Origin of the sequence: Actinokineospora sp. PR83, assembly GCF_021056305.1 — a bacterium.
GTDB lineage: Bacteria > Actinomycetota > Actinomycetes > Mycobacteriales > Pseudonocardiaceae > Actinokineospora > Actinokineospora spheciospongiae.
The window spans coordinates 15,555-38,046 of record NZ_JAJCXD010000064.1 but is presented as its reverse complement, the minus strand read 5'-3'; the positions used below and the strand labels follow the sequence as shown (position 1 = coordinate 38,046).

General features: G+C 73.6%; 20 protein-coding genes. 11 read left to right on the top strand and 9 right to left on the bottom strand.

Annotated elements, in window-relative coordinates; genetic code table 11:
• Window positions 1–230 (bottom strand): hypothetical protein (locus L6E12_RS21485; protein ID WP_236229722.1); only part of this gene is annotated, 230 nt, incomplete at its 3' end.
• Window positions 231–266: 36 nt separating this feature from the next.
• Window positions 267–545 (bottom strand): hypothetical protein, encoded by a 279-nt coding sequence (locus L6E12_RS21480; RefSeq protein WP_236229721.1) that lies wholly within the window; start codon window positions 543–545, stop codon window positions 267–269.
• A 3-nt stretch (window positions 546–548) separates the two neighbouring features.
• Between L6E12_RS21480 and L6E12_RS21475 the strand changes: the two genes are divergently transcribed.
• From L6E12_RS21475 to L6E12_RS21445, 7 genes are all read left to right on the top strand, one after another.
• Window positions 549–830, top strand: a complete 282-nt coding sequence (locus tag L6E12_RS21475) for a cytochrome P450 (protein ID WP_236229720.1) — start codon at window positions 549–551, stop codon at window positions 828–830.
• A gap of 28 nt (window positions 831–858) precedes the next feature.
• Window positions 859–2,142, top strand: coding sequence for an activator-dependent family glycosyltransferase (locus L6E12_RS21470; protein WP_236229719.1), 1,284 nt, complete (start codon window positions 859–861; stop codon window positions 2,140–2,142).
• Window positions 2,142–3,602 carry an NDP-hexose 2,3-dehydratase family protein gene (locus L6E12_RS21465; RefSeq protein ID WP_236229718.1) on the top strand — a complete coding sequence of 487 codons (1,461 nt, stop codon included), beginning with the start codon at window positions 2,142–2,144 and terminating at the stop codon, window positions 3,600–3,602. Before L6E12_RS21470 ends, L6E12_RS21465 begins: the two co-directional genes overlap by 1 nt.
• Window positions 3,599–4,576: a thiamine pyrophosphate-dependent dehydrogenase E1 component subunit alpha gene (locus L6E12_RS21460; protein ID WP_236229717.1), complete on the top strand. Its 978-nt coding sequence runs from the start codon at window positions 3,599–3,601 to the stop codon at window positions 4,574–4,576. Before L6E12_RS21465 ends, L6E12_RS21460 begins: the two co-directional genes overlap by 4 nt.
• Before the next feature lie 32 nt (window positions 4,577–4,608).
• Entirely contained in the window at window positions 4,609–5,643 is a 1,035-nt protein-coding gene (locus L6E12_RS21455; protein WP_236229716.1) for an alpha-ketoacid dehydrogenase subunit beta, read from the top strand.
• Between the two features lie 491 nt (window positions 5,644–6,134).
• Window positions 6,135–8,852 (top strand): DEAD/DEAH box helicase, encoded by a 2,718-nt coding sequence (locus L6E12_RS21450; RefSeq protein ID WP_236229724.1) that lies wholly within the window; start codon window positions 6,135–6,137, stop codon window positions 8,850–8,852.
• Window positions 8,853–8,854: 2 nt separating this feature from the next.
• Window positions 8,855–10,195, top strand: a complete 1,341-nt coding sequence (locus L6E12_RS21445; protein ID WP_236229715.1) for an SWIM zinc finger family protein — start codon at window positions 8,855–8,857, stop codon at window positions 10,193–10,195.
• 43 nt (window positions 10,196–10,238) lie between these two features.
• Here L6E12_RS21445 and L6E12_RS21440 read toward each other — a convergent pair whose 3' ends face one another.
• The 3 genes from L6E12_RS21440 to L6E12_RS21430 are packed head-to-tail and all read right to left on the bottom strand — an operon-like array spanning window position 10,239 to window position 12,733.
• Window positions 10,239–11,186 carry a Gfo/Idh/MocA family protein gene (locus tag L6E12_RS21440; RefSeq protein ID WP_236229714.1) on the bottom strand — a complete coding sequence of 316 codons (948 nt, stop codon included), beginning with the start codon at window positions 11,184–11,186 and terminating at the stop codon, window positions 10,239–10,241.
• A gap of 55 nt (window positions 11,187–11,241) precedes the next feature.
• The gene (locus tag L6E12_RS21435; RefSeq protein ID WP_236229713.1) at window positions 11,242–12,291 is read right to left on the bottom strand and encodes a zinc-binding dehydrogenase; all 1,050 of its coding nucleotides are present in this window, start codon (window positions 12,289–12,291) and stop codon (window positions 11,242–11,244) included.
• A gap of 1 nt (window position 12,292) precedes the next feature.
• Window positions 12,293–12,733, bottom strand: coding sequence for an ester cyclase (locus L6E12_RS21430; RefSeq protein WP_236229712.1), 441 nt, complete (start codon window positions 12,731–12,733; stop codon window positions 12,293–12,295).
• A 140-nt stretch (window positions 12,734–12,873) separates the two neighbouring features.
• On the opposite strand from L6E12_RS21430, the gene L6E12_RS21425 reads away from it, so the two are divergent.
• Complete coding sequence (locus tag L6E12_RS21425) at window positions 12,874–13,695, top strand: NAD(P)H-binding protein (protein ID WP_236229711.1); 822 nt, start codon at window positions 12,874–12,876, stop codon at window positions 13,693–13,695.
• Between the two features lie 42 nt (window positions 13,696–13,737).
• Here L6E12_RS21425 and L6E12_RS21420 read toward each other — a convergent pair whose 3' ends face one another.
• Complete coding sequence (locus L6E12_RS21420) at window positions 13,738–15,993, bottom strand: excinuclease ABC subunit UvrA (protein ID WP_236229710.1); 2,256 nt, start codon at window positions 15,991–15,993, stop codon at window positions 13,738–13,740.
• 84 nt (window positions 15,994–16,077) lie between these two features.
• On the opposite strand from L6E12_RS21420, the gene L6E12_RS21415 reads away from it, so the two are divergent.
• From L6E12_RS21415 to L6E12_RS21405, 3 genes are all read left to right on the top strand, one after another.
• Window positions 16,078–16,902 (top strand): TetR/AcrR family transcriptional regulator, encoded by an 825-nt coding sequence (locus tag L6E12_RS21415; RefSeq protein WP_236229709.1) that lies wholly within the window; start codon window positions 16,078–16,080, stop codon window positions 16,900–16,902.
• A 91-nt stretch (window positions 16,903–16,993) separates the two neighbouring features.
• The gene (locus tag L6E12_RS21410) at window positions 16,994–17,854 is read left to right on the top strand and encodes a 3-hydroxyacyl-CoA dehydrogenase family protein (RefSeq protein ID WP_236229708.1); all 861 of its coding nucleotides are present in this window, start codon (window positions 16,994–16,996) and stop codon (window positions 17,852–17,854) included.
• On the top strand, window positions 17,851–18,963 hold the full coding sequence (locus L6E12_RS21405) for an HAD family hydrolase (protein WP_236229707.1): 1,113 nt from the start codon (window positions 17,851–17,853) through the stop codon (window positions 18,961–18,963). Before L6E12_RS21410 ends, L6E12_RS21405 begins: the two co-directional genes overlap by 4 nt.
• A 387-nt stretch (window positions 18,964–19,350) precedes the next feature.
• Here L6E12_RS21405 and L6E12_RS21400 read toward each other — a convergent pair whose 3' ends face one another.
• The 3 genes from L6E12_RS21400 to L6E12_RS21390 all read right to left on the bottom strand — a co-directional run bounded on the left by L6E12_RS21400 (window position 19,351) and on the right by L6E12_RS21390 (window position 22,486).
• Window positions 19,351–19,767 carry an Ohr family peroxiredoxin gene (locus tag L6E12_RS21400; RefSeq protein WP_236229723.1) on the bottom strand — a complete coding sequence of 139 codons (417 nt, stop codon included), beginning with the start codon at window positions 19,765–19,767 and terminating at the stop codon, window positions 19,351–19,353.
• Between the two features lie 80 nt (window positions 19,768–19,847).
• Window positions 19,848–20,945, bottom strand: coding sequence for a serine hydrolase (locus L6E12_RS21395; protein WP_236229706.1), 1,098 nt, complete (start codon window positions 20,943–20,945; stop codon window positions 19,848–19,850).
• 35 nt (window positions 20,946–20,980) lie between these two features.
• Window positions 20,981–22,486: an FAD-dependent oxidoreductase gene (locus tag L6E12_RS21390; protein WP_236229705.1), complete on the bottom strand. Its 1,506-nt coding sequence runs from the start codon at window positions 22,484–22,486 to the stop codon at window positions 20,981–20,983.
• Window positions 22,487–22,492 lie beyond the last annotated feature (6 nt).

Below are 22,492 nucleotides of genomic sequence, written 5' to 3'. Positions count from 1 at the left end.
CGGCCGCCCTCGGCCTCGACGCCGTCGTGGCCCCGCCCCGGCCCGCCGACGCCAGGGCACTCGCGGCGGCAGGCGTGGCACCCGCCGCCGCGGCCGCAGCCCGCCTGGCGACGGCACTGGCCGCCGAGGCCGTCGCCGTCCGCCTCACCGGCGGCCACCCGGGTGCCGGGCCGCAGGAGTTGGCCGGTGGCCGCTTGGGCGCTGGGCCGCAGGACATAGCCGGTGGGCATCCAGGTGTCGGGCCGCAGGCGGTGGCTGGTGGTTTCTCAGGTACCGGACCGCAGGTGGGCGGTGGCCGCCCGGATGCCGGGGCGGAGGCAGTGGCAGGTGGCCGCCTGGCTACCGAGCCGCAGGAGTTTGCCGGTGGCCACTCGGGTGCTGGGCCGCGGGAGGTGGCTGGTGGCCGCCTGGGTGCCGGGGCGCAGGCGGTGGCTGGTGGTTTCTCGGGTGCCGGGGCGCAGGCGGTCGGTGGGCACCCGGGTGCCGGGTCGGGTGAGGTGGCCCGGCTGCTGGCGGCCGTGCACGCCGATGAGCCGGTGGTGCAACTGGTGCCCACCACCACCCGCGCCGCGGTGGACATCGCCGGGGTGGCGATCGCCGAGGGCGAGTCGGTGGTGATCGCGCTGTGCGCGGCCAACCGCGACCCCGACCGGACCGGTGCCCCGCTGCTGCCCGGTGGTCCGCTCGCCGCCCCGCTGGCCTTCGCCGAGGAGCACGCCGGGGCGGTGCTCGGCGCGCTGGCGGGGCCGCTGCGCCAGGTGGGTCCGGCGGTGCGCGCCGGTCGGGCGCCGGTCACCCGCCCGCTGACCCGCCTCCCCGTCGCCCGCTGACACCCGAGCACAGGAAGGAGTGCACCGAATGAGAGTCCTCTTCGTCTGCATGCCGCACCCCACGCACTGGCAGCCCATGGCCCCGCTCGCCTGGGCGCTGCGCGCGGCGGGCCACGAGGTCCGGGTGGCGGGCCAGCCCGAACTGGCCGAGGCGGTCACCGGGTCGGGGCTGACCGCGGTGCCGATCGGCACCGAGCACTGGTACGCCGCCGACCCGCACGCTCCCGGGCTGCTGGGTGAGTTGCTGGTCGCGGGCGGCTCGGAGCACGTGCAGGACTTCGACTGGGCGGGGGAGGACCCGGCCGCCTGGGAGCACGAGTCGCTGCTCGGCCTCGAACACGTGTTGATCTCGGCGCTGTTCGCCGCCATCGGTTCCGACAGCGCGATCGACGACCTGGTGGCCTTCACCCGCTCCTGGCGGCCGGACCTGGTCATCTGGGAGCAGTTCACGCTCGCGGGCGCGGTCGCCGCGACCGCGGCGGGGGTCGCGCACGCCCGGTTCGTCTACGGCCCGGACATCACGCTGCGGGCCCGGCGGGCCTTCCTGGAGCGCACCGCCGAACTCGAACCCGAGCACCGCGAGGACCCCACCGCGGACTGGCTGTCCTCGGTGCTGGCCCGGTTCGGCCGCGACTACGACGAGACCGTGCGCACCGGGCACTTCACCGTCGACGTCACCCCGCCGAGCACCCGCCTCGACCTCGACCGGCCCACCGTGGACCTGCGCTACACCCCCTACAACGGGCCCGCCGTGCTGCCCGGGTGGCTGGCCGAACCGGTGACCAGGCCCCGGGTGTGCCTGACCCTCGGCGTCTCCGACGAGGTGGAGCGCTCCGGCGCGACCCCGGCCGACATCCTGGCCGGGATCGCCGACCTGGACGTGGAGGTGGTGGCGACCCTCGGCGCCGAGCAGCGCGCCCGGCTCGGGAACGTCGGGGCCAACACCCGGATCGTCGACTTCGTGCCGCTGCACGACCTGCTGCCCTCGTGCGCGGCGATCGTGCACCACGGCGGCGTCGGCACCCGGGCCACCGCGGAGGCGCACGGGGTGCCGCAGCTCATCATCGGCTACGGCTGGGACACCAGGACCAAGGCCGCGCGGAACCAGGAACTCGGTGCCGGGCTGTACCTGCCCGACGACCGCGCCGACGTCGCCTCCGTGCGCGCCGCGGTGCTGCGGCTGCTGGAGGACCCGTCGATCCACGCGGGTGCCCGCAAGCTGCGCGACGAGACCGCCGCGCTGCCCACCCCGGCCGCGGTCGTGCCCACCCTGGTCGGGCTCGCCGAGCGGCACCGGGGAGTGGGAGCCTGATGCGCCTCCCCGGCAGCACCACCACCCCCGCGGAGCACGGGCTGGCCGAGCGGTTGGCCGCCTCCGGCCTGGTCCGGGACGGGTCCACAGCGGACGCCCTGCGCTGGTTCGAGGACCTGCGCTCCCGCTCCTACACCGAGGTCGAGCAGGTCGCGCTGGAGGACCTGGTCGGCTGGTCGACGCACCCGGTGACCGGCGACATCGTGCACGACAGCGGGCGCTTCTTCGTCGTCGAGGGCCTGGACGTGCGCATCCCCGGCGGGCCCGTGCCGCACTGGCGCCAGCCGATCATCAACCAGCCCGAGATCGGCGTGCTGGGCATCCTGGCCAAGGAGTTCGACGGCGTGCTGCACCTGCTGATGCAGGCCAAGGTGGAGCCGGGCAACTGCAACGGCCTGCAACTGTCGCCGACCGTCCAGGCCACCCGCAGCAACTACACCGGTGCCCACCGCGGCCGGGGCGTGCCGTACCTGGACTACTTCATGGACACCGCGCCGCACAGCGTGCTCGCCGACGTGCGGCAGTCCGAGCAGGGGTCGTGGTTCCACCAGAAGCGCAACCGCAACATGGTCGTCGAGGTGCGCGGGGACGTCCCGGTGCTCGACGGGTTCCGCTGGTTCACCCTGGGCCAGGTGCACGAGCTGCTGGCCGCCGACGACCTGGTCAACATGGACGCGCGCACCGTGCTGTCCTGCCTGCCGTTCACCGGCCGGGGGGTGCGCCGCTCGATCGCCGCGGGCGACGACTGGTTCCGCGACGCGCTGCTGCGCTCGTGCGTGGCCGAGGAGGGCAGCCGCCACCCCGACGACGAGGTGCTGAGCTGGATCACCCAGGCGCGCAGCGCCACCGACGTGCACACCCGGCGGATCCCGCTGTCCGATGTGGACGGCTGGGTCCGGGTGGACGGGCGCATCCGGCACGAGACCGGCAGGTTCTTCGACGTCATGGGCGTGCGCGTGGTGGCGCGGGGCCGGGAGGTCGACTCCTGGACCCAGCCGATGATCGAGGCCCCCGGCGAGGGGGTGGTGGCCTTCGTGGTCCGGCGCATCGGCGGCGTGCTGCACGCGCTGATGCACGGCAGGGTCGAGCCCGGCTACATCGACGTGGTGGAGCTGGCCCCCACGGTGCAGTGCAAACCGGAGAACTACAGCGTGCTCGACCCGCGCGCCCGACCGCCGTTCCTCGACCTCGTCCTCGCCGCCGCACCGGACCGCATCCGGTTCGACGCCGTCCTCTCTGAGGAGGGCGGGCGGTTCTACCGCACCCGCAACCGCTACTTGGTCGTCGAGGTCGACCCGGCGGAGGAACTCGCCCACCCCGACTTCCGCTGGGTGACCCTCGACCAGCTCGCCGGGTTGCTGCGGCACAGCCACTACCTCAACGTCCAGGCCCGCAGCCTGGTCGCCTGCCTGCACAGCCTCGTCTGCGCCCCGATCCCCGCCCCGGAGGCCCGCACATGACCAGCACACCGGACACGGCGATGGTCCGCGACATGGTCCGCATCCGCAAGGTCGAGGAGGTGCTGGCCGACTACTACCGCGACGAGCAGCAGATGCGCACGCCCACGCACTTCTCCATCGGCCAGGAGGCCACCTCGGTCGGCGTGTGCGCCGCGCTGCGGCGCACCGACCCGGTCTACACCGGGCACCGCTCGCACGCCCCGTACCTGGCCAAGGGTGGGGACCTGCGCGGCCTGGTCGACGAGCTGCACGGCCGCGAAACCGGCTGCGCCAAGGGCCGCGGCGGGTCGATCCACCTGGTCGACCACGCCGTCGGGTTCGCGGGCTCGGCCGCGATCCTCGGCGAGATGATCCCGGTCGCCGCGGGCGCGGCGTGGGCGTTCGCGCTGACCGGCGCCCCCCGGGTCGCGACGACCTTCTTCGGCGACGGGGCCACCGAGGAAGGCGTGTTCGCCGAGACGATGAACTTCGCCGCGGTGCACCGGCTGCCCGCGCTGTTCGTCTGCGAGAACAACACCTACTCGATCTCCTCACCGCTGGCGCAGCGGCAGGCGGCGGGCTTCGGCATCGCCGCCAGGGCCGCCGCGCACGGCGTGCACGCGGTCTCGGTGGACGGCAACGACGTGTTCGCCGTCCGCGCCGCCGCCACCGCCGCGGTCGACCGGGCCAGGGCGGGGGAGGGGCCGGTGCTGCTGGAGCTGCACACCTACCGCTGGCGCGAGCACGTCGGCCCCGGCTGGGACCACGACCACGGCTACCGCACCCGCGAGGAGATCGACTCCTGGATCGAGCGCTGCCCGATCCGCCGCGCCGCCGACGCCCTGCGCCCCGCCCACCCCGACATCGACGACCTGGTCGCCGCCTGGTCGGCCGAGTACACCGCCGAGGCGCACGACGCGGTCCGGCTGGCCAAGGCCGCCCCGTGGCCGGACGTCGCCGACCTGACCCGCGGCGCCTACGGGCCCGCCGCGTGAACCCGACCACCCGAACCCAGAAGGGAGCGCGGATGCGCGAGCTCACCTACGCGCAGGCGATCAGCGAGGCGACCGTGCAGTGCATGGCGGCCGACCCGGCCGTCCTGGTGCTCGGCGAGGGGGTGGACGACCACAAGGGCACCTTCGGCACCACCCGGGACGCCTTCCTGCGGTTCGGCCCCGGCCGGGTGGTCGACGTGCCGAACTCGGAGAACGCCTGCGCCGGGGTCGCCGTCGGCGCCGCGTCCGCCGGGCTGCGGCCGGTGGTCGTGCACACCAGGGCCGACTTCATGTTCCTGGCCCTGGACGCGCTGGTGAACCTCGCCGCCAAGTGGCGCTACATGTACGGCGACCAGGGCGCGGTGCCGGTGGTGACCCGCGGGGTCGTGGGCCGGGGCTGGGGACAGGGCGCCACCCACTCGCAGAGCCCGCACGCCACCTTCGCCCACTACGCGGGCCTGCACGTGGCCGCCCCCGCCTCACCCGCCGACGCCAAGGGCCTGCTGGTCGAAGCGCTGCGGGGCGGTACGCCGACGGTGCTCATCGAGAACCGCAACCTCTACCCGCTCACCGGCGAGGTCCCCGCCGAGGCGCTGCCGGTGCCGTTCGGCGTGGGCAGGATCGCCCGGCGCGGGTCCGACGTGACCGTGGTCGCCGCGTCGCTGATGGTGCACGAGGCCGAGCGGGCCGCCGAGCGGCTGGCCGGGGTGGGGGTCGAGGTGGAGGTGGTGGACGTGCGCAGCCTGCGGCCGCTCGACGACCGGATCATCTGCGAGTCGGTGGCCAAGACGGGGCGGCTGGTGGTGGCTGACACGAGTTGGGCGCGTTACGGGTTCGCCGCGGAGGTGGCCGCTGTGGTCGCGGAGAACGTGCCGGAGGCGTTGCGGGCGCCGGTGCGGCGGGTGACGCCGCCGGACAGCCCGGCGCCGGTGTCGTGGCCGTTGGAGCAGGCTTGGCACCCGGGGGCGGATCGGATCGCGGCTGCTTGTCTGGAGTTGGTGGGGCACCGGCGGGGGGAGTTGCCCGCTTTCGCTGATGTGGCTGCTGGTTTTCAGGGGCCGTACTAGGCGGGCTCCCCGGCGGATTCGGCTGCCGTGGTTTCACAGCGCCGGGATTTTGGGGGCGTGCCCGGGTGGGTGGATCTGCTTGGGCGGGGCCCCTACAGCGATCATGTGCCCAGTGTGACCGAGTGGGGCTGAAGGGATGCCCCACAGCCCGGGCAGGCTTGCACATGATCGCTTCCCCCACCCAAGCACATCCACCCACCCGGGCATGTGGTCACCGGGCCGGCGGTTGCGGGGGTGGCTGGTTTTCGCTGCGCCTCGGTGGGTTGCGGGTGGCTGGTCGCCGGGGTGGCGGTTTCGGGCTAGTCGCCGGCTGCGTGCGGTGGGGTTCGGCGTAGCTGGTCGCCGGGCAGGCGGTTCTCGGGCGGCCTAGCGACGTGCGCGTAGAGGATACGGTACATTGTACTGGGGGCTTTCGGCGGCGAGGAGGCGTTTTGGGTTCGGGTCGGTTCGCGGTGGTCTTCGAGCCGGGTGATCCGGCCGGCTCGGGTGCGGTGTTGTTCTGGGATCCCGAGCGCGACCCGGGGGCCGACTTCGGCGAGTCCGTCGAGGTGGAGGTGGCTGTTCCCGCTGGTGGCGGGGTGGTTGTGCGGGCGGTTCGGGCCCGGCGGTTGCCCTTCGACCGGGCGTTGCCGTTGTTGCTGGCCGCGCGTGAGGACGACCAGGCGCACCCGGCGGCGGCCTTCTACGCCGTGGCGGCGGCCACCGCGTTGCACCTGGCGGCGCGGGGCAGGCTGCTGCCCGGGGTTTCGCCGGGGGGCTTCGCCGCGTGGCGGATGGGGCCGTTCGACGTGGCCGACATCGAGCGGTTGCGGGCGTTGGCGGCGGCGATGCCCGCTGCCGCGCACGCGGTGCCGGTGGAGCCGGCCGCCGCTGTGCCGCTGTTGCCGGAACCGGAAGCGCTGCTGCGGGCCTTCTACGACGCCGTCGCGGACACGTTGCCGCGTACCGCTGGGGCGACTCGGGTCACCGGTGACGACCGGTATGCCTCTGCTGCGCCTGTTGCTGCCGACCTGGACCTGCGGGAGTGGGCGGTGCAGGTCGCCGCCGGGGTGGACACCGGGTTGCGGGTTGCCCTGCGGTTGGTGGTGCCCGGTGACGACTTCGAGCGGGGGCGGTTCCACGCGGTCGTGCGGCTGCGTGACCTGGCCGATCCGACCAGGGTCATCGACGCCGAAGAGCTGTGGGCGGGCGGTGACCACGGGTTCGGTGAGCGGGCGACCTTCGAGGCGATGCTGGCCGTGCGCCGGGCCGCGCGGGTGTGGTCGCCGCTGGAGAGCCTGCTCTCCGATGCCGAGCCGGTGCGGCTCGACCTGCTCGACGAGGACGTGGCCGACCTGCTCGGTGGGGCGGAGGGCCGGTTGGCCGCCGCGGGCGTCGACCTGGAGTGGCCGCCGGGGCTTTCGCGTGACCTCAACGCGCGGGTGTTGGTGCCCTCCTCCGGGGAGTGCCCCGCCGATGTCGCCGCGCACCTGCGTGCCGCGCCGCCGATGCCGTTGTCGTGGCAGTTGACGCTCTCGGGTGAGCCGCTGACCGATGCCGAGATGGACACCGTCGCCAAGTCCCGGCCGGTGGTCGGGCTGCGCGGGCGCTGGGTGCTGGTCGAACCGGAGTTGGCCCGCCGGGCCAGGGAACGGCCCCTGCCCGCGTTGCCCGCCTTCGACGCCCTGGGGGCGGTGCTGATCGGCAGTGCCGTGGTCGAGGGGGACCGGGTCGAGGCGGTGGCCGACGGGTGGCTCGGTGAGCTGGTCGAGCGGATCTCCGACCCCGACGGTGGCCCCGAGGAACTCGGTCAGCCCGAGGCGTTGCAGGCCACCCTGCGCGACTACCAGCGGCGCGGTCTGCGCTGGCTGGACCGGATGACCTCGCTGGGGTTCGGCGGCTGCCTCGCCGACGACATGGGTCTGGGCAAGACCGTCATGCTCATCTCGCTGCACCTGCGGCGCGCGCTGGACCCGGCGACGGCGGGTCCCACGCTGGTGGTGTGCCCGGCTTCGCTGCTGGGCAACTGGGAGCGGGAAGTCGCCCGGTTCGCCCCGGGCACCCCGGTCCGCCGCTTCCACGGCGGCGCCCGTTCGCTCGCGGGCGCCGACCGGGGCTTCGTGCTCACCACCTACGGCACCATGCGCGTCGACGCCGCGACCCTGGCCGCGCACGACTGGGGAATGGTCGTCGCGGACGAGGCCCAGCACGTCAAGAACCGGCTCAGCGGCACGGCCAAGGCGCTGCGGGAGATCCCGGCCAGGGCGCGGGTCGCGCTGACCGGTACCCCGGTGGAGAACAACCTGACCGAGCTGTGGTCCATCCTGGACTGGACGACCCCCGGCCTGCTCGGCCGCGTCGGCGAGTTCCGGAACCGGTGGGCGCGGCCGGTCGAGGTCGAGCGGGACGGCGCGACCGCCCGGCGGTTGGCCCGGTTGGTCCGCCCGCTGCTGCTGCGCCGCCGCAAGTCCGATCCGGGGATCGCCCCCGAGTTGCCGCCCAAGACCGAGACCGACCACCCGGTGTCGCTCACCCCGGAGCAGGCCGCCCTCTACCAGCGGGTGGTCGACGGGGTGATGGGGGAGATCGAGGCCGGTGCCGCCGGGATCGCCCGCCGGGGACTGGTGCTCAAGCTGCTGGTGGGGCTCAAGCAGGTGTGCAACCACCCGGCGCACTACCTCAAGGAGGCCGACGCCTCCGCGTCGCGGTCGGAGAAGCTGCAAGCCCTCGACGAGCTGGTGGAGGCCATCGTCGCCGAGGGTGGGGCGGTGCTGGTGTTCACCCAGTACGTCCAGATGGCGAAGCTGCTCGAACGCCACCTCGCCGACCGGGGGGTGCCGACCCAGCTCCTGCACGGCGGCACCCCGGTGCCCCGGCGCGAGGAGATGGTGGCCGACTTCCAGGACGGCAAGGTGCCGGTGTTCCTGCTGTCGCTCAAGGCGGCGGGCACCGGTCTGAACCTGACCCGCGCGGACCACGTCGTGCACTACGACCGCTGGTGGAACCCGGCGGTCGAGGACCAGGCCACCGACCGGGCGCACCGCATCGGTCAGACCCGGCCGGTGCAGGTGCACCGGCTGATCGCGCAGGGAACGCTGGAGGAGCGCATCGCCACCCTGCTGGAGTCCAAGCAGGAGCTGGCCTCGGCGGTGCTCAGCGGCGGCGAGGCCGCGCTGAGCGAGCTGTCGAACGCCGAACTGCGCCGCCTCGTCGAACTGAGGAGGACCTGACCGTGGGCAGCTACGACGAAGACGAGGACGACTACGACGACGGTCTCGCGGCACTGTTCGCCGACGAGGATGACGACGAGGAGGAGGACGACGCCGAAGAGGTGGTCGACCCGCACCGGCGCGCGGTCTCCTTCCCGGCGTTCCCGCCGCACAAGCGCTACGGGCGCAAGTTCGCCGACACCTGGTGGGGCAACGCCTGGACCGAGGCCATGCAGGACACCGCGCTCGACCTCGACCAGCTCAAGAGCGGTCGCCGGTACGCCTTCGCGGGCCAGGTCGGGCCGATCACGGTCAGCCCCGGCCGGGCGACCGCGCCGGTGCACGACGGCGACCACCACCGCCCGTACACGACCACCGTGCGCTTCACCGAGCTCTCCGACGCGGAGTGGGACCGGTTCCTGGACAAGGTCGCGGCCAAGGCGGGCCACATCGCCGCCCTGCTCGACCGCGAGATGCCCCGCGAACTGGTGGGTGCGGCGTCGGACGCGGGTACCCGGCTGCTGCCCGGCTTCGGTGAACTGGACCCGGACTGCGACTGCCCGGACTGGGACAGCCCGTGCAAGCACGCCGCGGCACTGGTCTACCAGGTCTCCTGGCTGCTCGACCGAGACCCGTTCGTCCTGCTGCTGCTGCGCGGCCGGTCGGAGTCCGAGCTGACCGAGGAACTGCTGCGCCGCAACACCGGCCGGTCCACGTCGGACGCCGACGACGCGGTTGCCGGGGTTCCGGCGGAGCAGGCGTGGGCGGCTGGGGCGGTCGCGCTCCCGGCGGCTCCGGCGCACGTGCACCAGGTGCTCGACCTGGCGCCGCTGCTGGCCGACACCGACCTGGCCGAGGCACCGGTCGACGCCGCCGCGGTGGCCGTGCTGGCCGCCGATGCCGCGGACCGGGCCGCGGCACTGCTGGCGGGCAGGCCCGTCGCCACTGACGACCCGTGGTCGGACGCGATCCGGTTGGCCGCTCGGGGGGACGACGAGTTGCGCGCCCGGGCGGCGGCCGCCGGGCCGCGACCCGCGGAGTTCCACCGCGGGGTGCTGGCGTGGGCCCTCACCGGCGCGGAGGGGCTGACGACCCTGGAGGAGTCCTGGACCCCGGCCAAGGACGTGGTCGCCAGGGCCAGGGTGGAGTTGGCCGACGCCTGGGCGGACGCGGGTCTCGACGGGGAACCGGAGGCCAAGGTGTGGCGCAACCGGTGGACCATCGAGGACCGGGGGTGGCAGTTGCGGCTGTCGTCCGAAGGCCGCTGGCACCCCTACACCAGGGACGGCGCCGCGTGGACGCCCGCCGGGCCGCCCGCGGCCACCCTCACCGCGACCCTCGCCGAGCTGGTCCCCGCCGAGTGACCTGGGTGCCCTCCCGGTTCCACAGCCAGGTGCGCGTGGTGGGTCAGCCGCCCAGCACGCGCACCTGGGAGATCAGGGACAGGCCGCGCAGGGTGCGGTCGCGGTGGGCTGCCGGGTCGGCTGTGCCGAGCACGCAGGCGGCGAACTCCTCCAGCGCCAACCGGAACTGGTCGGCCGCGGGCAGGGTGCGCAGTTCGACGCTGTCCTGCCGTTCCAGGCGCAGGACCGGTTGGTGGGTCTCCGGCGGGGTGAAGGCGCGCTCCAGCACGATCCGGCCCCGGGAGCCCCACAGCTCGTAGAACGACCGGTAGGCGTGCTCGAAGCCGTACACCACCTGCGCGCTGACCCGGCCGTCCGTGAGCAGCGCGGTGCCCGAGAGGTCCACACCGGACACCGAGTGGCGGATCGCGCTCACGGCGGAGAAGTCGCCGAACAGCAGGGCCGCGTGCAGCGGGTAGTAGCCGACGTCCAGCAGGGCTCCGCCGCCGAGGTCGGCCCGGTGGCGGACGTCGTCGGCGGGCAGTGGGGGGACGGCCATGGCCGTGGTGATCACCCGCAGCTCGCCGATCGCCCCGTCGGCCAGCAGGGTGGCCACCTCCGTGTGCTGGGGGTGCGCGGCGAACATCCGGTTCTCCACCACCACCAGGCCCGCCGCGCTCGCGGTGGCGAACACCGCCTCGCCCTCGGCCGCCGAGGTGGCGAGGGGTTTCTCCACCAGCACGTGCTTGCCCGCCCGCAGTGCCGCCTCGGTCCACTGGCGGTGCAGGCCGGTGGGCACCGAGACGTACACCGCGTCGATGTCGTCGCGCCGCAGCAGGGCCTCGTACCCGGTCACGGCCGCGACCCCGAACGCGGCGCCGAACTCCTCGGCGCGGGCGGGGGAGCGGCTGGCGACCGCGGTGAGCCGGTGCGGTGAGCGCAGCAGGGCCGGGATGAAGCGGCGGCGGGCGATCGAGGAGCAGCCGATGACGCCGAACCGGACGTGGTCCACGGTGGTTCCTCCTGCGGGGTGGGCCGGGCGGGTGCGGGCCCGCCCGGCCGGTCGGTCAGGGCACCAGCACGAGCTTGCCGACGATCCCGCCCCCGATGAGGGCGCGGACCGCCTCGTCCGCCCGCTCCAGCGGGTACCTGGCGTGCACGACCGGGTCCAGAACCCCCTCGTCCACCAGGGCGAACAGTTTCGCCAGGTCCTCGCGGAACCGGTCGCCCGGCTTGACGTAGTAGGTCTTCGCCGTCCGGCCCCCGGTGAGCCCCAGCGCGCGGGCGACGGTCCAGCCCAGCACCTTGCGCAGCACCGGCACGTGCGGGCGGAACCACTGCCCCGACCGGAAGCCGTCCACCGAGGAGTCGAAGGACACCAGCGTGCCGCCGCGGGCGAGCAGCCCCCAGCCCACGCTGACGCTCGCCCCGCCGATGTGGTCGAAGACCGCGTCCACCCCGCCGGGGGCCAGTGCCCGCACCGCCGCCCCGACGTCCCCGCGGTAGTCCACCGGTTCGGCGCCCAGCGCGCGCACGGTGTCGTGCCGGGCGGGGGAGGCCGAGCCGATCACCCGGACGCCGTGGTGCACCAGCAGCGTGGTCAGGACCGACCCGACCCCACCGGTGGCGCCCTGGACGAACGCCACCTGGCCGGGGCGCAGCGCGGCCGAGCGGTGCGCCATCTGGTACGCGGTGACCCCGTTGCACACCAGCGCCACCGCCCGCGCCGCGTCCACCCCGCGCGGCACGGCCGCCAGGATCGAGGCGCGGACCTCGACGTACTCCTGCCAGGCACCCGACCGCGGCATCGCCGCCACCCGGTCGCCCGGTGCCCAGCCCTCGACCCCCGGGCCGACCTCGACCACCTCGCCGACCAGGTCGTACCCGGGCACCGCGGGCAGCTTGGGCGGGAACGGGTGCAGCCCGCGCAGTAACTGCACCTCCGCGTAGGAGATCCCGGCCGCCTCGACCCGGACCACGACCCGGCCGCGCCGCGCCACCGGCCGGGGGGCCCGGTCCACCGACAGCGACGCCGTGTCGCCGTCGAAGGCGCTCAGCACGACCCGCCTGCCCAGGCCGACGGTGTCCGCCCGGCCACCGGTCGGGTGCACGGCCACGTCAGGCCACCGCCGCGACGGCGCCGATGGCGCTGAGCATCGGCAGGTGGTTCATCACGTCCCAGTGCTCGACCACCCGGCCGTCGACGAAGCGCAGCTCCTCGACGATGTGCCAGGTGACCGGGCGCCCGGTCGCCGCGATGCCGCCGTAGTCGCCGGTGTGCGTGCCGGTGATGGTGATGCGCAGCGCCACCCGGTCGCCCTCGGCGAGGATGCTGCGGACGTCGAGGCGCAGGTCCGGGAAGGCGGCGAGCCCGCCCTCCATCCTGCTGATCATCTCGTCGGTGTCGACCGGCTCGTCCTCGGAGTAGTGCACCACGTCCGGTGCCCAGTGCTCGATGATCCCCCCGAGCTCCCATCGGTTCCACGCCGCCACCATCGCCAGGCAGCGCTCCTTGTTCTCCGCCAGCGTCTGCTCGTCGGTCTCCTGCACTGTCCGCATCGCCACTCCTGTCGGTCACCGGTCGGCCTGCCCAGCATCCCGACCCCGCCTCGACGACACCTCGAGGGCCGGTCGCGATGCTCGTCGCGGGGTCGCCACCGGGGTGGCCGCGCGAGAGGGGTGCACGGATGGTGTTTCTGGTGACCGGCGCGAGCGGGCACGTCGGCAGGCACGTGGTGACCGGGCTGCGGGAGGCGGGGGTGCCGGTGCGGGCGACCAGCCGCGTCCCCGGCGACCTGGACCTCCCCGCCGGGGTGGAGGCCGCCTACGGTGACCTGGCGGACCCGGACACCCTCACCGACGCCCTGCGCGGGGTGGAGTGCGCGTACCTGTTCCCGGTGCCGAGCACGGCCGCCACCGTGGCGGCCATGGCCGCGGCGGCGGGGGTGCGCCGGATCGTGGTGCTCTCGTCGAGCTCGGTCGGCGAGAGCGACTCGCACAGCGGCGCGCACCACCGGGCGGTGGAGCGGGCGGTCGAGGCCGCCGTCCCCGAGTGGACCTTCGTCCGGCCGGACGAGTTCGCCACGAACCTGCTGTGGAAGTGGGGGCACTCGATCCGCACCCGGGACCTGGTGCGCGCCCCCTACGCCGCGGCCCGCCGGACGCTGCTGCACGAGGCCGACGTGGCCGCGGTCGTGGTGGCCGCGCTGCTGGAGGACCTGCACGTCGGGCAGGCGCCGGAGCTGACCGGCCCGGAGGCGCTCGACCAGGTCGAGCAGGTCGCGGTGCTCTCCGCGGCGCTCGGCCGGGAGATCGCGTTCGAGGAGGTGTCGCCCGAGGTGGCGCGCGCGGAGATGCTGGCGGCGATGCCCGCCCCGGTGGTGGACATGGTGCTGGAGTACCTGGCCGCGTCGGTGGACGTGCCGCCGTCGGTGCTGCCGACGGTGGAGAAGATCACCGGCAGGCCGGGTCGGTCGCTGCTGGAGTGGGCCCGCGACCACGCGGCCGACTTCACCGCCTGAGCGGGTGGGGTGCCGGGCGGCCCGCCCGGCACCCCACCGCCGTCACACCAGCTCGGCGAGGAACGGCCCGGTCGCGGTGTCCGCGCGCTGGGCCAGGTCCCTCGGCGTGCCCTCGAACACCACCGAGCCGCCCTCGCGGCCCGCGCCGGGGCCCAGCTCGATCACCCAGTCCGCGTTCTTCACCACGTCCAGGTTGTGCTCGATGACGACCACCGTGTTCTGCTGGGCCACCAGCCGGTCCATGATCCCCACCAGCCGGTCGATGTCGGACATGTGCAGCCCGCTGGTGGGCTCGTCCATGATGTAGACGCTGCCCTTCTTGTGCAGCTCGCAGGCCAGCTTGAGCCGCTGGCACTCGCCGCCGGACAGGGTGCTCAGCGGCTGCCCCAGGCTGATGTAGTCCAGGCCCACCTCCACCAGCGAGCGCAGGATGCCGACGAACTTGTCCTCGGCGAAGAACTCGACCGCCTCGGCCGTGGTCAGCTCCAGCACGTCGCTGATGGACTTGCCGCGCACGGTGTGCGCGAGCACGTCGCGGTTGAACCGCTTGCCGTCGCAGTCCTCGCAGGTGGTGCGGATCGGGTCGAGGAAGGCCAGGTCGGTCTGGGTGAAGCCGAGGCCCTGGCAGGTGGGGCAGGCGCCCTTGGAGTTGAAGCTGAACAGCGACGCGGGCGCCTTGGTGGTCTTGGCGAACAGCTTGCGCAGGTCGTCCATGATGCCGACGTAGGTGGCCGGGGTGGAGCGGCTGCTGGCGCCGACCGCGGCCTGGTCGATCACGATGGAGTCCGGGTACTGCTCGCGGAACGCGCCGAACACCAGCGAGCTCTTGCCCGCGCCCGCGACCCCGGTCACCGCGGTCAGGACACCGGTGGGGATGTCGACGGTGACCTTCCTGAGGTTGTTCACCGCGGCGTCGGTGACCCGCAGCGCCCCGGTGGCCCGCCGGTACTCCGACTTGCCCTTCTCCTGCCGGGACAGGAACCGCCCGGTCAGCGTGTCCGCGCCGCGCAGCCCGTCCAGCGAGCCCTGGTAGACGATCTCGCCGCCGCGGGTCCCGGCGTGCGGGCCGATGTCCACCACGTGGTCGGCCACCGCGATGACGTCCGGGTCGTGCTCCACCACCAGCACCGTGTTGCCCTTGTCGCGCAGCTCGCGCAGCAGTTCGTTGAGCCTGCGGACGTCCCTGGCGTGCAGGCCCACGCTGGGCTCGTCGAGCACGTACATCATCTCGATCAGGCTGCTGCTCAGGTGCCGCACGGTCTTCACCCGCTGCGACTCGCCGCCGGAGAGGGTGTTGGTCTCCCGGTCCAGGCTCAGGTACCCGAGGCCGATGGTGACCAGGTGCCCGATCCGGGTGGCCAGGCCGGACACGACCGGCGCCGCGGCGGGCAGGTCGATCGACTCGACCACCCGCAGCAGGTCGCTGAGCTCCATCGCCGACATGGCGGCGATGTTGTGCCCGGCCACCTCCGACGACAGCGCGCGCTGGTTGAGCCTGCTGCCGCCGCACAGCGAGCACACCGCGTGGGTCACGAACCGCAGCACCATCTCGCGGTTCTTGTCCGCCATGGTGTTGACGTCCTTCTTGATGAACAGGCGGGTGAACCGGTCCACCAGGCCCTCGTACTCCGAGGAGCCGCTGCCGCCGGGCCCGGACCAGGCCACCTTGCCGCCGGTGCCGGTGAGCAACTGCTGCATCTCGGCGTCGGTGTAGTCGGCGAGCCGCTTGTCCATGTCGAAGTAGCCGGAACCCTCGTAGAGCTTCCAGTACCAGGTGCCGGTGGCGAACGGCGGGAACAGGATCGCGCCGTCGTTGAGCGACAGCGTCGGGTCCAGGAACCGGTCGAGGTCGAGTTCGGCGGTGCGGCCGATGCCGTCGCAGCGCTCGCACATGCCCGCGGGGTCGTTGAAGGAGAACACGTTCGCGCCGCCGACCTGCGGGGTGCCGAACCGGGAGAACAGCAGGCGCAGCAGCGGCGCGGTGTCGGAGATGGTCCCCAGGGTGGAGCGGGAACCGCCGCCGAGCCGCTTCTGGTCGATCACCACCGCGGTCGACAGGTTCGAGATCGAGTCGACCGTGGGCTCGCCGTACTTCGGCAGCATCGTGCGCACGAAGGCGGAGAACGTCTCGTTGAGCTGGCGCTGCGACTCGGCCGCGATCGTGTCGAACACCAGCGACGACTTGCCGGAACCGGAGACCCCGGTGAAGACGGTGATCTGCCCGCGCGGGATCTCCAGCGACACCCCCTTGAGGTTGTTCTCGCGCGCCCGGACGATCTTGATCGAATTCTGCTGCATGGACCCCGTCTTTCGGCCGGTAGTTGATGTCGCGCTGGACATACATCGTATCGTACAGAGTACGGCTGTAGGCTGGTGCCCACTATGGCCAAAGACCGAGGCGCGAAAGACCGGGGCACCGCCCGGGGCACTGCCGACCCCGCCCGCAGCCTGGCGCTGCTGTGGCGCACCAGGGAACCGTCCGCCCGCGAGGGGCGCACGGAGCTCAGCGTCGCCCGGATCGCGACTGCGGCCATCGAGATCGCCGACACCGAGGGCATCGCGGCGCTGACCATGCGCCGGGTCAGCGAGGTGCTCGGGGTCGGGACCATGTCCCCGTACACCTACGTGCCCGGCAAGTCCGAGCTGATCGACCTGATGATCGACACCGTCTACGGGGAGCTGCCCGCCGAGGCGCCGGACGAGGGCGACTGGCGGGTCCGGCTGGAACGGGTGGCCATGGACAACTGGGACCTCTACCGGGCGCACCCGTGGCTGGCGGCGGTCGAGTCGAGCAGGCCGGTGCTGGGGCCCAACCTGCTGGCCAAGTACGAGCGCGAACTCGGCGCCCTGGTCGACAGCGGCCTCGGCGACGTCGACCTGGACTCGGTGCTGACCCTGGTGCTCGGCCACGTGCGCGCCAGCGCGCGTGCCGCCGCCGACATCGCCGCGCTGGAGTCCGAGACCGGCATGACCGACCAGCAGTGGTGGCAGGCGCACAGCCCGTGGCTGGCCAACTTCGCCACCGCCGGGGCGACGCCCAACGCCGACCGGGTCGGCGCCGCGGCGGGCGAGGCGCACGGCGCCGCGTACGACCCGGAGCACGCCCTGCGGTTCGGGCTGCGCAGGCTGCTGGACGGGATCTCGGTCATGGTGGAGCAGCAGCGGGCCGGGGTGCTCAGCGACGAGCGAGCGGTGTCCGGCGGCTGACCCGCGATGGGCTCGTCCAGGTGCCGACCGGCACCGCGCCGCGCCGCAGCGGTGGACCCGGTTCCCGCCGACGCCGAGAGTGAGGACTGACATGGGTGACGACGCTTTCGGTCGGGTGGCGATCCTCGGGGCGGGTGTGATGGGCACCGGCATCGCCACCCTCGCCGTGGGCTCCGGCCTGCCGGTCGTGCTGGTCGACCTCGACGAGGAGCGGCTGGAGCGGGCCAGGGCGGGCATCACCGCGCAGACCCGGTTGGGCAGGCTCATGGGATCGTTCGACCGGCAGGTCGCCGACGGGGAACTGGAGACCACCACCGACCCCGGCCGGGTGGCCGGTGCCGCCGCGCTCATCGAGTCGGTCACCGAGCGGCTGGAGGCCAAGGTGCGGGCGCTGACCGCGTCGACCGCCGTGGTCGCCCCGGGCACGGTCGTGGTGTCCAACACCTCGGCCATCCCGATCGACGAACTGGCCGGGTACACCGCGCGCCCCGAGGACGTCGTGGGCATCCACTTCATGAACCCGCCGTACCTGATCCGCACGGTCGAGCTGATCCGCGGCCCGCGCTCCGGCGACGCCGCGATCGCCTCGGCCGAGCGGCTGCTGGCTGCGCTGGGGCAGACCCCGGTGCACGTGGGTGACGGCCCGGGGTTCGTGATCAACCGCGTGTTGCAGCGCTCCATCAACGAGGCCGCCCGCATCGTGCAGGACGGCGTGGCCACCCCGGAGGCCGTCGACGCGGCGTTCACCGGCTGCCTCGGGCACCGCACCGGCCCGCTGGCCACGGCCGACCTGATCGGCCTGGACAACGTGGTCGACTCGCTGCACGTGCTGCTGGAGCGCACCGGCGACGAGGGCTACCGGCCGTGCGACCTGCTGGTCGGCAAGGTCGCCGCGGGCGACTTCGGCCGGAAGACGGGCCGCGGGTTCTTCGAGTACCGGACGACGTCGTGAGCGCGGCAGAACCGCCGGTGGAGACCGTCAAGTGCCTGGTGTGGGACCTGGACAACACCCTGTGGGAGGGGGTGCTGCTCGAAGACGGCGAGGTGCGCCTGCGCGAGGAGGTCCGCAGGGTGGTCGTCGAACTGGACAAGCGCGGGATCATCCAATCGATCGCCAGCCGCAACGACCACGACCACGCGTGGGGGTGGGTCGAACGGCTGGGGGTGGCCGAGTACATCGTGCTGCCGCAGATCGGCTGGGGCGCCAAGTCCGCCGCGGTGAAGGCGATCGCCGACCGGCTGCGGTTCGCCCACAACACCGTCGCCTTCATCGACGACACCGAGCTGGAACGGGCCGAGGTGGCCCACCACCTCCCCGAGGTGCGGGTCTACTCCCACGACGTGGCGGACAGGTTGCCGGAGCTGCCCGAGTTCACCCCCGCCGTGGTCACCGAGGACTCCGCCCAGCGGCGCCGCATGTACCAGGCGGCGTTCGTCCGCGAGGCCGCCCGCACCGAGTTCCCCGGGCCCGACGAGGAGTTCCTGCGCTCCGCCGCGCTGGAGATGACCATCCGCCGCGCCACCGAGCCCGACCTGGCCCGCGTGGCGGAGTTGACGCTGCGCACCAGCCAGATGAACGCCACCGGCGTGCACTACTCCGACGACACCCTGCGCGGCCTGCTGCGCGACCCCCACCACGAGGTGCTCGTGGTCGCCATGACCGACCGGTTCGGCCCGCACGGCGCGGTCGGCCTGGTCCTGCTGGAGAAGCTGCCCGCGGTGTGGCACCTGAAGCTGCTGGCGACCTCGTGCCGGGTGGTCGCCTTCGGCGCGGGCACGGTCCTGCTGAACTGGCTGACCGACCAGGCCGCCGCGGCCGGTGTCGACCTGGTCGCCGACTTCCGCCGCACCGACCGCAACCGGATGATGGAAATCGCCTACCGCTTCGCCGGTTTCAGCGGGCACGACGTCGACGGCACCGTCGACATCGCCCCCGCCGAAACCGAAGGCATCGAGCGGCTGGGCCTGCGCACCGAGCGCAAACCCCCACCGACCACGATGACCGTGCACGCGGTCGACCTGACCGGCCACCACCCGGACCTCGCGGTCTGGGACACCTGAGTCCCCGACCCAAGCCACCCCACCTGGCGCGACAACAACCAGCCACCCCGAACCCACCGCGCGCAGCCGCCGACCACCTCACCAACCGCCGCCTGGCGGTCAGCCACGCCGAACCCCATGGCGCGCAGCCGCCGACCACCCCGAAAACCGCCTGCCCGGCTACGCAGACGCTCGGGTGGGTGGATTTGCTTGGGTGGGGGTGCCGATCATGTGCAAGCCTGCTTGGGCTGTGGGGCATCTTTTCGCCCCACTCGGTCACACTGGGCACATGATCGGCGTAGGGGCCCCGCCCAAGCGGATCCACCCACCCGGGCACCAGCGATAAACGACCGGGCCCTTGAACACAGCCACGGCCAAGCAGCCCAGGCACCCCCACCAAACCCAGGTCTACCCCCGAGCCACAGTGACGTCGATGTCGCCCCGAGTGGCCGCCGAGTACGGGCACACCTGGTGCGCCTGCGTCACCAGTTCGTCCGCCACATCAGCAGGCACCCCGGGCAAGTACGCGGTCAGCGACACCGACAGCCGCATACCGGTGTCGGATTCGAGCAGCGCCACCTCAGCCGTGACCGACGACCCCGAGGGCCGCAGCCCCTGCTGCCGGGCGATCCAGAGCAGGGCGGAGTGGAAGCAGGCGGAGTACCCGGCGGCGAAGAGCTGCTCGGGGTTGGTCGCGGCGCCGCCCGCCCCGCCGAGTCCGGTGGGGGCGGCGAGCTTGACGTCGAGGAGGCCGTCGGCCGAGCGGGCGGTGCCCTCGCGGCCGTCGCCGGTCGCGGTGGCCGTGGTGGTGTAGAGCTGGTGCACGGGGGTGACCTTCCGGTGGAACCCGCCGCGCACCGTGCCGATGTTCCGGTGCGCGGCGGGGGTCTGGTGGGGCAGGGGTGTCAGAGCAGGCACTCCGCGGCGGCGTTGAGGGCGGCGACGACGCCGTCCTCGAAGGTGCCGCTGAAGTCGTCCGGGTCGATGTCCAGGGTGATCGAGGCGATCAGCCTGCGGGTGCCGTCCAGGCTGGCCCCGACGAAGGTGGCGTAGCCGGGGATGCCGCCGCCGTGGCCCCACAGGCTCAGGCCGCAGTCGGTCTCCAGCGGCATGAAGCCCAGGCCGTACCCGTTGGACATCGGCAGCGGCACCCACTCCGGCGGGACCGTGGTCTTCATCTCGGCGAACTCCGCGGGCGCCAGCAGCCGCCCGCCCATCAGCGCGACCAGGAACGCGTCGAGGTCGGCGGTGGTGGACAGCATCTCGCCCGCGGAGCACGCCTCGGAGGGGTTCATCTCGGTCACGTCGACCGATTCGCCGCCGATCTGCATGTAGCCGCGCGCGTGCGCCCCGGGGATGGTCGGGTCGTCACCGGGCAGCAGGGTGTCGTCGAGCCCCAGCGGTCGCAGGACGCGGGTTTTGATCTCCTGGGCGTAGGTGTTGCCGGTGATGGCCTTGATGATCAGGCCCAGGGCGATGTAGTTGGTGTTGGAGTACTCGAAGGTGCTGCCCGGCTCGAAGTTCAGCGGTCGGGCCGCGGCGACGGCCACCAGGTCGGCGGCGTCGTAGTGGTTGTAGCGGTCGCGCTGGAAGCGGACGCCGGGGCGCTGGAACGAGTCCGCGTGGTTGAACAGCCCGCTGGTGTGCTGGAGCAGGTTGCGGATGGTGACCGCGCCGCCATGCTCGGGCAGCAGGTCCGGGGCGATGGAGGCGACCGTGGCGTCCAGGTCCACCTTGCCCTCGGCCTTGAGCTGGAGCAGCACCACCGAGACGAACATCTTGGTGATGCAGGCGATCCGGAACCGGCCGTTGGCGGGCACCGGGTCGGCTGCGCCGAACTCGCGCAGCCCGGCCCGGGTGACGAAGCCGCTGTCGCCGACCGAGACGCGGAACTGCGCGCCCGCGGCGCCGAGCGGGATGAGGGCGTTGACCGCGGCCTGCAGGGCGATCCGCCTCGGGTGCGCGGCGTCGTGGACCGGTGACGCGGTTTCGGTGGTGGACATGGGTTCTCCTGTCTGGGGGGCTGGTGCCGGACTGGTCAGCGGACCGACAGGGCGTGGCCGAACACGCCCAGCGGGTCCCAGGTCTTCGCCGCGGCGTGGAGGCGGGGGAGGTTGTCCTTGAAGTACAGGTGCTGCCACGGCACGCCCGAGGTGTTCCACCGCGGGTCGGCGAGGTCGGGGTCGGGGAAGTTGATGTGGCAGCCGTCGTCGCGGGCCCCGGGCGCCGGGACGCCGCCGGTGCCCGCGTAGACGGCGTGGTAGAGCCCTCGCACCCAGGCCAGCGCGGCAGCGTCGTCGGCTTCGGCGTCCCAGGTCGCCAGGTACAGCGCGCGCAGCACCGAGTCGCGCTGGGCGACCGCGGTGGCGTCGGGGGCCACCGCGTTGACCGCGCACCCGGTGGACTGCAACGACACCGACGCGCCGCGGTGGGGGTGGTCGTCGTCGGCGAGCCGGTCGTACAGGGTGTCGGCCTGCTCGTCGGTGTAGGCCGCGCGCAGGTACGCCGATTTGATCTTGTGCCGGCCGGGGGCGCCGTCCTGGGCGCCCGCCAGGGTGCGCACCGCGGCGGGCCAGGGTTCGGCGGTGACCGGGGTGTCGATCGACGGCGCGTCGACGCCCCCGGTCATGTCCGCCAGCGCGCCCGCCAGCAGTTCCGCCGCGCCCGGGCCGTCCCCGTCGAGGGTGAGGAACAGGATCGCGGACAGCCCGGGGTCGTCCTGCGGCTGCTTGGCGAACAGGACCAGCCCGCCGAACAGGCCCGCGTACGGCGAACCCGGCGCGCTGTTGCGCTCGTGCCACCGCCCGTGCGCGCCGACCAGGGCGCGGAACGCCTCCCGCGTCATGCCCTCGCGCGGGAACAGCCTGCTGGTGGACAGCACGGTGCCGGGGGGCGCGGGCAACGCGGTCTCCGGCGCGGAGCCGTCCGCGCCGGGGGAGCGCAGCCAGTAGCGGGTGATGATCCCCAGGTTCCCGCCGCCGATCCCGGTCAGCGCCCACCACAGCTCGTGGGCGGGGTCGGCCGGGTCGCGGGTGGCGACGACCGCCGCGGCCCGGCCCCCGGCGTCGACGGTCACCACCTCCACCGCGTGCACGTGGTCGACGGCCGTGCCCAGGGCGCGCGAGAGCGGCCCGTACCCGCCGCCCGCGAGGTGGCCGCCGACCGCGACGGTCGCGCTCGCCCCGCCGGGGAGCGTGGTGCCCCACCGCCGGTGCAGCTCCGCGTACAGGTCGAGCAGCCGCACCCCGGGGCCGACCGCGACCGCGCCGCGCCCGGCGTCCCACTCGACGGTGTCCAGCGCGGCCAGGTCCACGACCACCCGCTGGCGCGGGTCGGAGACGAAGTCCTCGTAGCAGTGCCCGCCGCTGCGCGCGGTCACCCCCACGCCGCGGTCGACCGCGTCCTGCACCGCGGCCACCACCTCGGCGGTGTCGGCCGCGGCCACGAACTCGTCCGGGGCCGGGGTGAACCGGGTGTTGTCGCCCCGCCCGGCCAGCTCGGCGTAGCGCGGGTCGTCCGGTGTGACGCGGTTCCGCTGCACCATGTCCCG

Bases quoted from the DNA above. Each gene is read 5' to 3' on its own strand.
- L6E12_RS21470 (WP_236229719.1), top strand. From the start codon at position 859: ATGAGAGTCCTCTTCGTCTGCATGCCGCACCCCACGCACTGGCAGCCC.
- L6E12_RS21465 (WP_236229718.1), top strand. From the start codon at position 2,142: ATGCGCCTCCCCGGCAGCACCACCACCCCCGCGGAGCACGGGCTGGCC.
- L6E12_RS21460 (WP_236229717.1), top strand. From the start codon at position 3,599: ATGACCAGCACACCGGACACGGCGATGGTCCGCGACATGGTCCGCATC.
- L6E12_RS21455 (WP_236229716.1), top strand. From the start codon at position 4,609: ATGCGCGAGCTCACCTACGCGCAGGCGATCAGCGAGGCGACCGTGCAG.
- L6E12_RS21430 (WP_236229712.1), bottom strand. From the start codon at position 12,733: ATGCGGACAGTGCAGGAGACCGACGAGCAGACGCTGGCGGAGAACAAG.
- L6E12_RS21420 (WP_236229710.1), bottom strand. From the start codon at position 15,993: ATGCAGCAGAATTCGATCAAGATCGTCCGGGCGCGCGAGAACAACCTC.
- L6E12_RS21415 (WP_236229709.1), top strand. From the start codon at position 16,078: ATGGCCAAAGACCGAGGCGCGAAAGACCGGGGCACCGCCCGGGGCACT.
- L6E12_RS21410 (WP_236229708.1), top strand. From the start codon at position 16,994: ATGGGTGACGACGCTTTCGGTCGGGTGGCGATCCTCGGGGCGGGTGTG.
- L6E12_RS21395 (WP_236229706.1), bottom strand. From the start codon at position 20,945: ATGTCCACCACCGAAACCGCGTCACCGGTCCACGACGCCGCGCACCCG.
- L6E12_RS21390 (WP_236229705.1), bottom strand. From the start codon at position 22,486: ATGGTGCAGCGGAACCGCGTCACACCGGACGACCCGCGCTACGCCGAG.